Annotated in this window: 14 protein-coding genes; 8 read left to right on the plus strand and 6 right to left on the minus strand. The window is 73.4% G+C overall.

What is annotated here, in order from left to right:
* Window positions 1–93 precede the first annotated feature (93 nt).
* The 7 genes from MTF65_RS07950 to MTF65_RS07980 all read left to right on the plus strand — a co-directional run bounded on the left by MTF65_RS07950 (window position 94) and on the right by MTF65_RS07980 (window position 7338).
* Window positions 94–501, plus strand: a complete 408-nt coding sequence (locus MTF65_RS07950; protein WP_243627601.1) for a single-stranded DNA-binding protein — start codon at window positions 94–96, stop codon at window positions 499–501.
* Between the two features lie 200 nt (window positions 502–701).
* A complete protein-coding gene (locus MTF65_RS07955; RefSeq protein ID WP_243627602.1) occupies window positions 702–1985 on the plus strand; it encodes a thioester domain-containing protein in 1284 nt (427 codons plus the stop codon).
* 56 nt (window positions 1986–2041) lie between these two features.
* The gene (locus MTF65_RS07960) at window positions 2042–3895 is read left to right on the plus strand and encodes a bifunctional phosphatase PAP2/diacylglycerol kinase family protein (RefSeq protein WP_243627604.1); all 1854 of its coding nucleotides are present in this window, start codon (window positions 2042–2044) and stop codon (window positions 3893–3895) included.
* A gap of 93 nt (window positions 3896–3988) precedes the next feature.
* Entirely contained in the window at window positions 3989–4186 is a 198-nt protein-coding gene (locus tag MTF65_RS07965) for a hypothetical protein (protein ID WP_243627605.1), read from the plus strand.
* A gap of 245 nt (window positions 4187–4431) precedes the next feature.
* Window positions 4432–6096, plus strand: a complete 1665-nt coding sequence (gene ettA / locus MTF65_RS07970) for an energy-dependent translational throttle protein EttA (protein ID WP_243627607.1) — start codon at window positions 4432–4434, stop codon at window positions 6094–6096.
* A 10-nt stretch (window positions 6097–6106) separates the two neighbouring features.
* Window positions 6107–6562 carry a thioesterase family protein gene (locus MTF65_RS07975; RefSeq protein ID WP_243627609.1) on the plus strand — a complete coding sequence of 152 codons (456 nt, stop codon included), beginning with the start codon at window positions 6107–6109 and terminating at the stop codon, window positions 6560–6562.
* A complete protein-coding gene (locus tag MTF65_RS07980; protein ID WP_243627611.1) occupies window positions 6559–7338 on the plus strand; it encodes a hypothetical protein in 780 nt (259 codons plus the stop codon). Before MTF65_RS07975 ends, MTF65_RS07980 begins: the two co-directional genes overlap by 4 nt.
* Here MTF65_RS07980 and MTF65_RS07985 read toward each other — a convergent pair.
* The 3 genes from MTF65_RS07985 to MTF65_RS07995 all read right to left on the minus strand — a co-directional run bounded on the left by MTF65_RS07985 (window position 7328) and on the right by MTF65_RS07995 (window position 8474).
* Window positions 7328–7675, minus strand: a complete 348-nt coding sequence (locus MTF65_RS07985) for a DUF1036 domain-containing protein (RefSeq protein ID WP_243627612.1) — start codon at window positions 7673–7675, stop codon at window positions 7328–7330. The genes MTF65_RS07980 and MTF65_RS07985 overlap by 11 nt on opposite strands.
* A gap of 10 nt (window positions 7676–7685) precedes the next feature.
* The gene (locus tag MTF65_RS07990) at window positions 7686–7871 is read right to left on the minus strand and encodes a hypothetical protein (protein ID WP_243627615.1); all 186 of its coding nucleotides are present in this window, start codon (window positions 7869–7871) and stop codon (window positions 7686–7688) included.
* 198 nt (window positions 7872–8069) lie between these two features.
* Window positions 8070–8474 carry a globin gene (locus MTF65_RS07995; RefSeq protein WP_243627618.1) on the minus strand — a complete coding sequence of 135 codons (405 nt, stop codon included), beginning with the start codon at window positions 8472–8474 and terminating at the stop codon, window positions 8070–8072.
* Window positions 8475–8631: 157 nt separating this feature from the next.
* Here MTF65_RS07995 and MTF65_RS08000 point away from each other — a divergent pair, with 157 nt between their 5' ends.
* Window positions 8632–9627, plus strand: a complete 996-nt coding sequence (locus tag MTF65_RS08000) for a methyltransferase domain-containing protein (protein ID WP_243627622.1) — start codon at window positions 8632–8634, stop codon at window positions 9625–9627.
* Here the strand turns inward: MTF65_RS08000 and MTF65_RS08005 are convergent.
* Genes MTF65_RS08005 through MTF65_RS08015 form a run of 3 tightly spaced genes read right to left on the minus strand, consistent with a single transcriptional unit; the run spans window position 9624 to window position 13467 of the window.
* The gene (locus MTF65_RS08005) at window positions 9624–10667 is read right to left on the minus strand and encodes an FHA domain-containing protein (RefSeq protein WP_243627625.1); all 1044 of its coding nucleotides are present in this window, start codon (window positions 10665–10667) and stop codon (window positions 9624–9626) included. The genes MTF65_RS08000 and MTF65_RS08005 overlap by 4 nt on opposite strands.
* Before the next feature lie 47 nt (window positions 10668–10714).
* Window positions 10715–12043, minus strand: coding sequence for a VWA domain-containing protein (locus tag MTF65_RS08010; protein ID WP_243627628.1), 1329 nt, complete (start codon window positions 12041–12043; stop codon window positions 10715–10717).
* 26 nt (window positions 12044–12069) lie between these two features.
* The gene (locus tag MTF65_RS08015) at window positions 12070–13467 is read right to left on the minus strand and encodes a PP2C family serine/threonine-protein phosphatase (protein ID WP_243628613.1); all 1398 of its coding nucleotides are present in this window, start codon (window positions 13465–13467) and stop codon (window positions 12070–12072) included.
* Window positions 13468–13638 lie beyond the last annotated feature (171 nt).

Below are 13638 nucleotides of genomic sequence, written 5' to 3' on the forward strand. Positions count from 1 at the left end.
AGGCCGGAGCGGGGATCGGGCGGCCGGTCCAGCATGGTCGTACCTCGTGCGGATGGTCCGTACGGGTGGGGACGCGGGGGAGGGGTGGCCGGGATGCACGACACCCGAGTGACTCTGGTGGGCCATGTGGCGACGCGGATCGACTTCAAGGAGACGCCGAGCGGTCCTTCGGCGAGGTTCCGTTTCGCGGTGACACCGCGGTACTTCGACCGGAAGAGGGAGGCCTGGACGGACGCGGCCACCAGCTTCTACACGGTGTGGGCGCATCGCGTGCTGGCGGTGAATCTCGCCGGCTCCGTTTCGGTCGGCGAACCGCTGGTGGTGCATGGGCGGCTGCGGGTCCGGGAGGGTCCGCCCGACACGGAGGGCAACCGGTGGTTCTCGGCGGATATCGACGCGATCGCCATCGGGCACGACCTGAGCCGCGGTACGGCGGCCTTCCGCCGGGTGGTCCAGACGGATACTCCGCTGATGGCCACTCAGAAGGCGGCGGTGGTCTGAGTGTTCGAGGCGGTTAGGATTCCCCGGTACTCACGGGCACCTGGGTCTTTGGCCCGAAGGGGAAGACTGTGTCGATTGCCGTTCCCGCATCCTCCGTACCCTCCGCATACTCCACATCCTCCGCGTCCTCATCCGGCGCGTACCTCACTTCCGCCGCGCCTCCCTGCGTGCCTTCCTCCGCTGCTCCGGATTCTCCTGTCGTGGCGGCTGCCTCCGTGGCTGTGGCCGCTGCCGCCGCTTCCGGTTCGGCTCCTGGGGCGGTACGCGGCTCCGCGCGGCGACCGCTGGCGGTGGCGCTGCTCACTGCCGCCCTCGCCGCCGCGCCCGCGGCGCGGGCCGCCGCCGACGCCGACCCGGCGGTCCGCGCACCGGATGGTGCGAGCGCCGTGCTGGACGGGCTGAAGACGTACGGCCAGGCGGTCCTGCGCACCAGAGACGGTTCGGTCCGGCAGATCCCGGCCGGGCTGTACGAAATGCGGGTCGACGGCGGCGGCATGCTGCAGACCTACGGGGTCGGCGCGGCGGGCTACGCGCAGCCCGAGGCCCGCTACACGGAGAGCGGGTGGGGTACGAGCCCGCTCGCGGGGAACGGAGAGGCAGGCCGGATCCGCTGGGTGCTGGAGCACTCCTACCCCCAGCTGAACGATCTGGCGGGCCTCGCGAAGGCGGCCGGAGCCGGGTCGCTCACCGCGGAGAGCGCGGCCGCCGGAACGCAGGTGGCCATCTGGCGGCTGGCGGACGGGGCACAGGTGGAGGCCGCGGACCCGGCGGCGGAGAAGCTGGCCGACTACCTCCAGCGGGCGGCCGGGCGGCTGCCGGAACCGCCGGCCTCGCTGGGGCTGGACCCGGGCGAGGTGTCGGGCTCGGTATCGGGGCCGGTCGGCGGTCGGCTCGGCCCGGTCACGGTACGGACCGGCGCGCAGAGTGTCACCGTGACCCCGGACGCGGCGGCCGCGGCCATGGGGGTGCGGGTGGTGGACGCCGAGGGGCGGCCGGTGGCCACCGCCGCCAACGGCAGCCGGCTGTACTTCGAGGTTCCGGTGGGGACGCCCGACGGGGTGGCCTCGGTCACCGTCCAGGGCTCCACGAAGGTGCCGGTCGGGCGGGTCTTCACCAGCGGGGTCCCCACTCAGGCGCAGATCGTGGCCGGCTCCAGCGAGTCGGCGGCGGCCGCCACCGCGAGGGCGCTCTGGCCGAAGGCCCGGGCGGTTCCGTCGGGTGCGGAGTCCGGCGTGGAGGCGATGACCGTGGGCGAGCTGTCCGCGCCCGGCCAGGGCTCGGTGCCCGGGTCCGCCTCGGGTACGTCGGCGGGCTCGGCCGCGGGGGTGACCTCGGAGGTGTCCCCGCAGGAGGAGCGGCTTGCCTCCAGCGGCAGCTCCGCCGCCACCCCGGTGATCGCCTCGCTGGCGGTGGGGCTGGTCGTGCTGGGCGGAATGGTGGTCCTCCTGCTGCGCAAGCGGCCGCTGGAGGACGAGGAAAACTGAGGGGCCTGGTTCCGGAAGGGCTGGTTCCAAGCGTCTCCTCCGGGTAGGCGCTGGGAATGGGTGACCAGGAACTGACCTGGCGAGGCGCGGTCGTGCGGTGGGACCGGCAGCTCTTCGACGTGGTCGCCCGGCGGCACTGGCCCGGCGCCGACCGGGTGCTGCCGAGGCTCGGGCGCGCCGCGAACCACGGGGTGCTGTGGGGCGGGGCCGCCGCGGCGATCGCCGCCTTCGGTTCGGCCCGGGCCCGCAAGGCCGCCCTGGGCGGGGCGGCCTCGCTGGCGCTGGCCTCGGCGACGATCAACACGGTCGGGAAGTGGTCCGTACGCAGGCCGCGGCCGCTGCTGGACGGGGTGCCGGCGGTACGGCAGCTGGCCACGCAGCCGCAGACCACCTCCTTTCCGTCCGGGCACTCGGCCTCCGCCTTCGCCTTCGCCACCGGGCTGGCGCTGCGGGCCCCGGGCTGGGGGGCGGCGGTGGCTCCGGTGGCCGTGTCGGTGGCGTTCTCCCGCGTGTACACCGGGGTGCACTACCCCTCCGACGTACTGGTGGGGGCGGGGCTCGGGATGGCGGCGGGGTTCGTCGTCCACCGGCTCGCGCGGGACGCGGCGGAGGCGCGGGTCGTGCCCGGTGACGAGCGGAAGGCGGCCGAGGCGCCGGCGCTGCCGGACGGGGCCGGGCTGGTGCTGGTGGTGAACACCGGGGCGGGCACGGTCGCCTCCGCGGGGCTCGATGTTCTGGGGGCCCGGCTCCCCAAGGCCGAGCTGATCGAATGCGAGGGTTCCGAGCTGGCGGAGACACTGGCCTCGGCGGCCGCCCGAGCCACCGTCCTCGGGGTCTGCGGCGGCGACGGGACCGTCAACGCGGCCGCCACCGCCGCCCTGCGGGCCGGGGTGCCGCTCGCGGTGTTCCCCGGCGGCACGCTCAACCACTTCGCCGTCGACCTCGGCCTCGCGGGCCCCGAGGACACCTGCGGCGCCCTCACCACCGGCCAGGCCGTCCGCGTCGGCGTGGGCCGCTTCACCCCGGGCCCCGCCACGGCCCCGGCCCCAGGCGATGCCGCCCCAGCGCCCGGCCATGAACCGCCGACCGCCGCCGCAGTCCCGGCCTCCGGCGAACCAGCTCCCGCAGGCACCACTCCGTCCCCATCCGCCGCAGCAGCCCCACTTCCCACTCCAGCGGCCTCCGCCCCGGCCCCTGCTCCGGGCGGTGCCCCAGCCCCAGGCGACGCCGCAGCCCCACCTCCCACTCCAGCGGCTTCCGACCCGGACCTTGCTTCGGGTGGTGCCCCGGCTTCACGCTCGGGGGCCGCGGTCGCGGCTTCCGCTTCGGCGGGCTCCGGGCCGGACCTTGCTCCGGGTTCGGGGGGCGCGGCTTTCGGGCTCGGCTCGGCCCCGGGGGGCGGGGAGTGCGGGTATTTTCTGAATACCCTCAGCATCGGGGCGTATCCCGAGCTGCTCGGGTACCGGCTGCGGTGGGGGCCGTGGATCGGGGGCGGGCCGGCCGCGTTGCTCGCGGCGTGGCGGGTGCTGCGCGCCGAGCGGCCGGTACGGCTGACCCTGGCCGGGCGGCCCCGTAGCGTCTGGCTGCTGTTCGCGGGCAACGGCACGTACCACGGCACCGGCCCCGCGCCCCGCCGCCGCGACAGCCCCGGCGAGGGCCTGCTCGACGTCCGTGTCGTCTACGGCGGCGGCAGCCCCGCCCCGCGCCTGCTCGCCGCCGCCTTCACGGGCCCGCTCTCCCGCTCCCCGGTCCACACCGCCACCCACCTCCGCAGCCTGCGCATCGGCGACATCCCGCCGGGTACCGCCCTCGCCTACGACGGCGAGTACGCCCTGGCGCCCACCGCCCTCGTCCTCGACAAGCTCCCCGACGCGCTCACCGTGTACCGGCCTGATTCAGACAGAACGTGACGAAGTCTCGTTCTCCGGTCGACCCGGGCCCACACGTCTCCCTAGAGTGGCGTCAGAGTTGATGATCATGAAGTTTGGGAAGAGCTGGGTGCTGTGCTGCTGCTGTCTGTGAAGTCGTCCCGGACCGCCGTCGCGGTCACCACCTCCGTTACCGCTACCGCGCCGAGGGCTGCGACGGCCGCGCCTACCCTGACCGGCACGTACGGCGCCGGCCGCGACAGCGGGTGGAACGCCACCGGCACCGGAACCGGCACCGGCGCCGACAGCGGCTGGAACCTCGTCGTCGCCTGAGTCGGCGTACCTGAGTCGGGGCCCGAGCCGGCCGTGAGCTGGGTCTGATGCCCTCTCCCGGACCGGTTCCGGGGGCACCGGCCGGCGCGGGTGGACAACCCGCAGCCCAGTCCCCCCAAGCCCTCCGGTCCCCCGGGCCCCCTCCCCGCCGGGGTCCCCCGGGTCCATTCGGGTTTCCCCCGGGGGATGGACGTACGGCACTATGGGGTGTATCTGCCCACCATCGATCTGCCGGACGGTTTCTCTTGGCTGAGTTCATCTACACCATGCGCAAGACGCGCAAGGCGCACGGCGACAAGGTGATTCTCGATGACGTCTTCTTGAACTTCCTGCCCGGCGCGAAGATCGGTGTGGTCGGCCCCAACGGCGCCGGTAAGTCCACCGTTCTGAAGATCATGGCGGGCCTGGAGCAGCCGTCCAACGGTGACGCCTTCCTGTCGCCCGGCTACACCGTGGGCATCCTCATGCAGGAGCCCAAGCTCGACGAGTCCAAGACCGTCCTGGAGAACGTGCAGGACGGCGCGGCCGCGACCGTCGAGAAGCTCAACCGCTTCAACGAGGTCGCCGAGCTGATGGCGACCGACTACTCGGACGCGCTCCTCGATGAGATGGGCAAGCTCCAGGAGGACCTGGACCACTCCAACGGCTGGGACCTCGACGCCCAGCTGGAGCAGGCCATGGACGCCCTGGGCTGCCCCCCCGGCGACTGGCCCGTCACCAACCTCTCGGGTGGTGAGAAGCGCCGCGTCGCACTCTGCAAGCTGCTGATCGAGGCCCCGGACCTGCTCCTCCTCGACGAGCCCACCAACCACCTCGACGCCGAGTCGGTGAACTGGCTGGAGCAGCACCTCTCGCAGTACAAGGGCGCCGTCGTGGCCGTCACCCACGACCGGTACTTCCTGAACAACGTCGCCGAGTGGATCCTCGAACTCGACCGCGGCCGCGCGCACCCCTACGAGGGCAACTACTCCACCTACCTGGAGAAGAAGGCCACCCGCCTCAAGGTCGAGGGCCGCAAGGACGAGAAGCGCCAGAAGCGCCTCAAGGAAGAGCTGGAGTGGGTGCGGTCGAACGCCAAGGGGCGTCAGACCAAGTCCAAGGCCCGTCTGGCCCGCTACGAGGAAATGGCGGCCGAGGCGGACAAGATGCGGAAGCTGGACTTCGAGGAGATCCAGATCCCGCCGGGCCCGCGCCTCGGTTCCATCGTCGTCGAGGTCAACAACCTCTCCAAGGCCTTCGGCGACAAGGTCCTGATCGACGACCTGTCCTTCACCCTGCCGCGCAACGGCATCGTGGGCATCATCGGTCCGAACGGCGCCGGCAAGACCACGCTGTTCAAGATGATCCAGGGCCTGGAGACGCCGGACTCCGGCGAAATCAAGGTCGGCGAGACCGTCAAGATCTCGTACGTCGACCAGTCCCGCGCCAACATCGACCCCAAGAAGACCCTCTGGGCGGTCGTGTCGGACGAGCTGGACTACATCAACGTCGGCCAGGTCGAGATGCCGTCCCGCGCGTACGTCAGCGCCTTCGGCTTCAAGGGCCCGGACCAGCAGAAGCCGGCCGGTGTGCTGTCCGGTGGTGAGCGCAACCGACTGAACCTGGCGCTGACGCTCAAGGAGGGCGGCAACCTGCTGCTCCTCGACGAGCCCACCAACGACCTCGACGTCGAGACCCTGTCCTCGCTCGAGAACGCGCTCCTCGAATTCCCCGGTGCGGCCGTGGTCATCTCCCACGACCGCTGGTTCCTCGACCGGGTCGCCACGCACATCCTGGCGTACGAGGGCGACTCCAAGTGGTACTGGTTCGAGGGCAACTTCGAGTCGTACGAGAAGAACAAGATCGAGCGGCTCGGCCCGGACGCGGCTCGTCCGCACCGTGCCACCTACAAGAAGCTCACCCGGGGCTGAGGCCGAAACCATGGCCAGACACCACTACCGGTGCCCCCTCCGCTGGGCGGACATGGATGCCTTCGGGCATGTCAACAACGTCGTCTTCCTCCGTTATCTGGAGGAGGCGCGGATCGACTTCATGTTCCGCCTGGCGCCGGGGGAGGGCAGTGAGTCCTTCACGGGCGGTTCCGTCGTGGCCCGCCACGAGATCGACTACAAGCTGCCCCTCGTGCACCGCCACGAGCCGGTCCTCATCGAGTCCTGGGTGACCCGGATAGGCGCCGCGTCCCTGACCATCCGCTACGAGGTCAAGGACGAGGCGACCGAGGACCGGCCGGAGACGGTCTACGTGCGGGCCGAGACCGTGGTCGTGCCCTACAACCTCGCCGAGGGGCGGCCCCGCCGCATCACGGCCGAGGAGAAGCACTTCCTCGAGAAGTACCTCGACGAGCCGGTCGGCTCCGAAGGGCGCCTCGCGGCATGAGTGAACAGCTGCACTTCGCCGACTCCGGGGAGGCGGCGGACCTCGCCGCCTTCCTGGGCCGGCTGGTGCACTACGACCGCGCCGCCGCCGTCCGCCTTCAGGCCGGCGGCGGCGCGCTCGCCGTCTTCGGGCGGCCGCCGTCCTTCGACGTGCTGGCCATCCGCGCGGTGCGGCTCGCCGCGCCCGTGGGCGTGCCGCTGGACCTGACGGTGTCCGCCGGTGAGCTGCTGGAGTCCGTGGACGAGGGCGCCGCGAGCGCCGTCGTGCCCGGGCCGGTCACCGGCCCGCCCTGGGCCGGGGTGCTCCCGCCCCGCGGTGGCTGGCAGCCGCTTCCCGGGCTGCCCGGTGCCGAGGCGATCCTGGCCGCCGTGGCCGCCGCCGTCGCAGAATTCCGGGCCCGTGACGAGGCCCTGCCCCCGCAGCACCGGACCCGTTCCGAGCGTGACCGCATCGGCCGCGAGATCTGGTCCCGCACGCTGGGGGAGACCGAGCTTCCGCTGCGCGCCGTGCACGCGGCGCAGTCCCTGGGCTTCCTGCGGCCGGTACGGGCCACCGTGCCCGCCCCGGCAGCGGCGCCCGGCGCGCCCGCCCCGGTGGCACTGTTCGCCGCGGGGAGCTGGCTGCGGCTGCGCACCCCGTTCGGCTCCGTCGCCACCCGCCGCCCGGGCGGCGTCAACGGGCTGGGCGCGCTCCAGGTGCGGCCGGTCTCGTACGACGGGCCGCCCGCCCCGCCGGGTGCGGGAGCGGACGGGCCGGGTCGGCGGGCTACGGGTTGAAGTTGAGCGTGTAGTTGGGGGCGGTCACGGTGAACTCCACCATGTGGATCGTCCGCGAGTTCGAGTCCGAGACGTTCGAACACCACTCGAAGATATGGTTCGGGACCACCTCCTGGTATTTGTCCCGCCACTCCATGCCGTCCCCCGCGTACGCGTAGCCGTACCAGATCGGGTTCACGGCACGGGCGTCACCGCTGTAGACGACGACGCTCTGCCCGGGGGCGATCTTCCACCAGCCTTCCTTGAACCAGTTGCTGCTGGCGGAACAGTTGGGCTGGTACCGCTCGACCATCGCCCAGATTTCCCGCTCGTAGTTGTTCTTGAACCTCAGCGCCATGGCCTGCCTCCTACTCCCCGCTCGGCTGCCTGCGGGCAGCCGGGCTTCCGTCGGACCGGGTCAGATCTTTCGGCGGGCTGCCGTTGTCCGTCCGGCCGCGGGGAGCGCCGGACCGGCCCGCTGCAAGGGCACGGTCCAGGGCCTCCTCGTCCGCTTCGGTCTTCGGATCCACCGCGTCGGTCGTCTCCTGGGACATGGGACCTCCAATCTCGTCGGTCTGGTCCGGCGTAGAGGTTCCCGGGAGGGGGCGCCGTGTACCGGGGGCGGCGGGCCCGTGCCCCGTACGGGCCCGGGCGGGCGCTCGTACGTGTGCTCTTCTGCGGCCGCTTGCCGATCCCGTGCGCGGAGGGGGTGCCGGCCTGGTAGGGGCCCCGGCGCGAGGGTCCGGGCGGGGTCAGTCCGCGGTGTTGATCATCGACGCCGCGGCGTACGTGAGGTAACGCCACAGCTGTGCCTCGTGCTCCGGCGCCAGGCCCAGCTCGTCCACCGCGACCCGCATGTGCTTCAGCCACGCGTCGTGCGCGGCCGCGTCCACCTGGAACGGCGCGTGCCGCATCCGCAGGCGCGGGTGGCCGCGGTTCTCGCTGTAGGTGGTCGGGCCGCCCCAGTACTGCATCAGGAACAGCGTGAACCGCTCCTCGGCGGGGCCGAGGTCCTCCTCCGGGTACATGGGGCGCAGCAGGGGGTCCCCCGCGACCCCTTGGTAGAAGCGGTGGACCAGACGGCGGAAGGTGTCCTCGCCGCCCACCAGCTCGTAGAAGGTCTGCTCCTGAACCGTGCTCCGCGGAATGTCATTCACCTGACCATCGTCTCAGACACCCGGACGGAGGACCCCGGTCCTAGGACTCCCGTTCAGGGCCCCGGCGGCCCCCGTTCGGCGGCCCCGCGTTCGGCGGCCCCCCGTTCGGCGGGTACGCGCGTTCGCACGGGCGGGCCGGGCGCAGGACAGTGGAGGCATGGGCGCACACGCCGAGGCACGCGACCTGCGGGAGACCGCGCACGCTGCCCAGGTACGGGAGCTGACCGCCGCCGGGGTCCTGGTCGATCCGGCCTGGCGGGCGGCTTTCGAGGCCGTGCCCCGGCACGTCTTCGTCCCGTACTTCTGGACCGGCCGCGGCGCCGGCCACGAGCGGCTGTGGGGCGAGGACCCGGACCCCGAGCGGCGGGCCCGCTGGCTGCGCGGCGTCTACACGGACGCCCCGCTCGCGACCCGGCTGCGCGACGGCGAGCTGGTCTCCTCCAGCAGCCAGCCCTCCCTGATGGCCAAGATGCTGAACGCCCTGGACGTACGCGACGGCCACGACGTGCTGGAGATCGGCACCGGCTCCGGCTACAACGCGGCGCTGCTGTGCCACCGGCTCGGCGACGAGCACGTCACCACGGTGGACCTGGACGAGGAGATCACCGAGTCCGCGCGGACGCATCTGGCCGCCCTCGGCTACCGGCCGACCGTGGTCACCGGCGACGGGGCGCGCGGCTGTCCCTCCCGCGCCCCCTTCGACCGGATCCTGGTGACCTGCACGCTGCCGCGGGTCCCGCTCGCCTGGCTCGGCCAGTGCCGGCCGGGGGCGCGGATCCTGGCTCCGCTGTCGACCGGGCTGATCGCGCTGACGGTGCGGGACGCGGAGTTCGCCGAGGGCCGCTTCCTGCACACCGCGGCCTACTTCGTTCCCCTGCGCGGGGCCACGGCGACGCCGCCCGCCGAGCCCGGGGTGCCGCACGGGCTCCCGTACGAGCTGGTGGAGAACGAACGGTTCCAGTTCATGCTGTTGCTGACCGCCGGGGCCCTGCACCCCCGCGAGGCCCTGGACCTCTGGCGCGGCGAGGGCCGCCCGGCGCGCGAACGCTTCGGCGTGACGGTCACCCCGGAGGGCCAGTGGTCCTGGCTCGACGATCCCCAGGGACCCTACGTATGGCCCTTGGGGGCGGCCCAGTCCCCGGACACGGCCTAGCCGCGTCGGATGGTGATGGTGGTCCAGGCGCCGACGTGGACGCGGTCGCCGTCGGTGAGGGGGACCGGCACGTAGGGCTGGATCGGCTCCTCGCCACCGTTGATGGTGGTGCCGTTGGTGGAGTTCTGGTCCACCACCGCCCAGCCGCCGTCGGGCTGCTGGACCAGGACCGCGTGCTGGTGGGAGACGCCCGGGTCCTCCGGCGGCACCGAGAGGTCGATGTCCGGGGACTCGCCCGTGGACGCGCGGCGGCGGCCGATGGTGATCTGGCCGCCATCGAGCGGAAGATGCTGCTCCGGGGCGTACGCGGGCAGGTTGAGCCCGGCCGCGTCGGGGCCGCTGCGCTGCATCATCGCCATGAAGTACGAGCGGTCGGGGCCGATCGTCGCGCTCCAGGCGCCGCCGCCCTGGGGCGGGAAGCCCTGCGGCTGCGGCTGCTGCTGGGGCTGCGGCTGCTGGTATTCCTGCGGCTGCGGAGGCGGCGCGTACTCCTGGTGCTGCGGCTGCCGCAGGTACTCCTGCTGCTGGGGCGGCGGCGGGGGCTGCTGCTGGTAGTGCGGCTGCTGGTGCTGCTCGTGCGCCGGGGGCGGGAGCAGCCAGTCGTCCTCGCGCTGCAGCGGCTCGGCCGCCCGGTTGACCCGGGAGGGGCGGGAGCCCTGGTAGTCGAAGTGGTCCTGCGAGTACGCGGCCGGGGCGGGCGGCGCGACCGGCGGCGGGGGCGGCGAGGGCGGCGGGATGGCGCCCGCGCCGGGACCGGGATCCGGGGCGAGCGGCGTGTACGAGGTCGCCGAACGCGTCAGGAAGTTGTACCGGCACTCCTCGCAGAACGGGGCCATGGCCTCGCGCGGGGTCCGGCACTGCGGGCAGAGCTCGGCCTGGGCGGTCGGCTCACCGGCGGTGGGAGGGAAGCCGTAGCCGTAGGAGGGAGCCGCGGAAGCCCCGGCGGGAGCGGGGGCGGGGGCAGGGGCAGCCATGCGGTGGCCGCAGACCTCGCACCAGTCGTCGGAACCCGAGTGGTGCCCGTTCGGGCAGGTCGGCATGTCGGCCCTTCCCCCTTCACCCTGCGTCATCGCGTCAGGTCTTCTTCTCAGGTCTTCTTCACTCGGACGGTCTGTGTCGAACGCGTTTCAAGAGTCATCTCGTCGGCATCTGCGACCTTGGCTTTCAGCCGCACAGTACCCGCCGCCGCGTCCACGACGTCCACTACCTTCGCCAGCAGCTTGGCCGTGTCCGCGTTCCCCGAAGCGGACGCGAGCTGCACCGCGCGGCCGAGTTTGGCCGTGGCGCCGTCGACATCACCCAGTTTGCGGGCTTCCAGGCCCTGTTGGATAGCCTGCGCGAGCTCCGCCTGCCCGGTGTAGTGCGCCACCTGCGGGTTGATGGCGGTGGAGGCGGCGAGGTCGGTCGTCCACACCGCCCGGACCAGCCCCTGGGCGAGGGTGGCCGGCGGTTCGCCCGGCGCGCCGGGGAGCACGAGCATCGCGCGGGCGGCCAGCATCTCCTGGCCGACGGCCGCGCCCGGCACCCGTACGCACACGTGGTACTCGCGGGACTCGTCGCCCCACGAGCCGGTCGGGTAGTCGCCGGCCCGCGGACCCGCCTCGACGCGACGGGCGGTCAGGTCCTGGACGGCGGGCGCGACCTGCTTGACGTACTGGATCTCCGCGCCGACGGGGGTCCACAGGCGCAGCGCGACATCCGCGACCTCCTTGCCCATGGCCTTCTCCATCATGCGGGTGAAGTCCTCGGCGAGGTGGGCCGGGTCGGCGACGATGTCGGCGGTGCCCAGCAGCGCACTCGCGATGCCGGTGACCTCCTTCACCTCCCAGTCGGTGCCCACCCCGCGGGCGTCGCAGGTGAAGCGGCCCGCGCAGGCGTCGAGGGTGGCGCGCAGCACGGCCGGCTCCTCGTGCTCGTTGCGGCCGTCGGTGAGCAGGATGCCGTGCCGGATGGCGGCGGCGGACTGGCGCAGCAGGCCGTCGGCGAGGCGCAGCCAGGTCCCGATGGCGGTGCCGCCGCCCGTGCCGAGGCCGCGCAGGGCCTCCTTCGCCTGGGCGCGGGTCGCCGGGTCGGCGGTGGCGAGGCGGCCCTGACCGGGGTAGACCTCCTTGGCCACGTGCGTACCGGCTATGACGGCGAACGAGGTGCCGTCGCGCAGGGTGTCGATGGCCGCGGCCGTGGCCTCGCGGGCGCCGCGCATCTTGTCCGGCGGGTACTCCATGGAACCCGAGCAGTCGACCATGATCACGACGGCCGCGCCGCCCCGCGCGGGGACGGCGGTGCGGGTGGCGGCCGCTCCGCCGGTGGAGGTGACCGTGACGATGGCGTGGACGTCGCGGCCTCCCTCGGGGAGGAACTCGTTCTGGTAGACGTCCACGCTGAAGCGCGGGGCGCTCGGCTTGGCGAAATTCGCCATCGGTTCGGACTCCTAGGGGCTGAGGATCAGGCCTGGGTGCGCGGGTCGGCGTCCGGCTCCGGTTGACGTTCCGTTTGACGTTCCGGTTGCGGTTCCCGTTGCGGTTCCGCTTCGGCGGCCGGGGGCGCGGCGAACGGGACGACGGCCACGGTGACGTTGTCGTGGCCTCCCCCGTCGAGGGCATGTCCGACGAGGACCTGCGCGCTGTGCAGCGGGCGGACGGCGGCGTCGGTGGGCAGCACCTGGGCCATCTCCTGCGCGGACTCGGCGTAGTTCCACAGGCCGTCGGTGCAGACCACGACCACGCCGGGGTGGTCCGGTTTGAAGCTGGCGGTGTGCGGTTCGAGGTCGTACGCGTCGGCCCCGAGCCAGCCGGTGATGGCGTGGGCGCGGACGTCGGCGTAGGCCTCGGCCTCGCCCATCAGGCCGGCCGCGACCATCTGGGCCGCCCAGGAGTCGTCCTCGGTGAGACGGCGGGAGAGCGCGGTGCGGTCGTCGGGGACCCAGTACGCGCGGCTGTCGCCGACCCAGCCGATGGTCAGCACGCCGCCGCTGACGACGGCGCCGACCAGGGTGCAGGCGGGGGCGTTCTGGGCGCCGGGGACTTCCGGGGCCAGGGCGTTGACGGCGGCGGCCGCGGCGAGGATCGCCTCGTGCATGGCCTCCTGGGGGTGGGCGCCGCGGGGGAGGGCGTCGAGCAGTGCCTCGTTGGCGGCGCCGGCGGCGGCGGCCGAGGCCTCGTCGGGGCGGCTGGCGGAGGAGACCCCGTCGCAGACGATGGCGACGGTGGCGGCGGAGCCGTCGGGGAGAGCGGTGGCCGCGACGGCGAAGGAGTCCTCGTTGCGGTGGTGGCGCAGGCCGCGGTCGCTGACGGCGGCGACGCTGCCGAGCTCCTCTTCGAGGTGGTCCCGCTCGCGGGGCTGGGCGTGGCCGCAGTGCTCGCAGTAGCCGTCGGTGTCCACCCGGCCGGCGCGGCAGGCGACACAGGTCTTCCCGCCGTCGCCCTGCGGCGTGCTGTACGGGGGCTCGTGCGCGGGGGGCGCGCCGGTGCCGCCGGTGCCGCCGGGCAGGTCGTACCGGGTTTCACGCCCCGGGTCCGTCCCGGGTTCGCGCTCGTCACCGGTGCGGCCGTGTCCCGGATCCGTGTCGGCGTGCCACGGCGTGCCGGTGTCGCCGTACGGCGCGGGGCCGGTGCCGGTGCCGGACCAGCCGGCCGGATCCCCGACCAGGGTCGGCGCGGCGCCGGCCACGCTCCCCCACCCGGGCGCGGCCGCACCCCCGTACCCCACGGCGGCATACCCGCCCGCAGGCGCCGCGCCCGCCGGGGCGTCAGATCCGGAAGCGGCATACCCGCCAGCCGGGGCATCGGAGCCGGCGTACCCGCCCGTCGGGGCGCCAGGACCTGGACCGGCGTACCCAGCCACCGGGTTTGCGGCCCCCGGGGTGTTGGGACCGGCGTAGCCGCCTGTCGGGGTGTCAGGACCGGGACCGGCGTACCCAGCCACCGGGTTTGCGGTCGCCGGGGTGTTGGGACCGGCGTAGCCGCCCGTTGGGACTGCAGCCGCCGGGGCATCGGAGCGGGCGGCGGCGTGCCC

It is taken from the genome of Streptomyces sp. APSN-46.1 (assembly GCF_022815725.1).
In the GTDB taxonomy this organism is placed as follows: Bacteria; Actinomycetota; Actinomycetes; order Streptomycetales; family Streptomycetaceae; genus Streptomyces.

Bases quoted from the DNA above. Each gene is read 5' to 3' on its own strand.
- MTF65_RS07990 (WP_243627615.1), bottom strand. From the start codon at position 7,871: ATGTCCCAGGAGACGACCGACGCGGTGGATCCGAAGACCGAAGCGGAC.
- MTF65_RS08000 (WP_243627622.1), top strand. From the start codon at position 8,632: ATGGGCGCACACGCCGAGGCACGCGACCTGCGGGAGACCGCGCACGCT.
- MTF65_RS07950 (WP_243627601.1), top strand. From the start codon at position 94: ATGCACGACACCCGAGTGACTCTGGTGGGCCATGTGGCGACGCGGATC.
- MTF65_RS07985 (WP_243627612.1), bottom strand. From the start codon at position 7,675: ATGGCGCTGAGGTTCAAGAACAACTACGAGCGGGAAATCTGGGCGATG.
- MTF65_RS08010 (WP_243627628.1), bottom strand. From the start codon at position 12,043: ATGGCGAATTTCGCCAAGCCGAGCGCCCCGCGCTTCAGCGTGGACGTC.
- MTF65_RS07980 (WP_243627611.1), top strand. From the start codon at position 6,559: ATGAGTGAACAGCTGCACTTCGCCGACTCCGGGGAGGCGGCGGACCTC.
- MTF65_RS07960 (WP_243627604.1), top strand. From the start codon at position 2,042: ATGGGTGACCAGGAACTGACCTGGCGAGGCGCGGTCGTGCGGTGGGAC.
- MTF65_RS07975 (WP_243627609.1), top strand. From the start codon at position 6,107: ATGGCCAGACACCACTACCGGTGCCCCCTCCGCTGGGCGGACATGGAT.
- MTF65_RS08005 (WP_243627625.1), bottom strand. From the start codon at position 10,667: ATGCCGACCTGCCCGAACGGGCACCACTCGGGTTCCGACGACTGGTGC.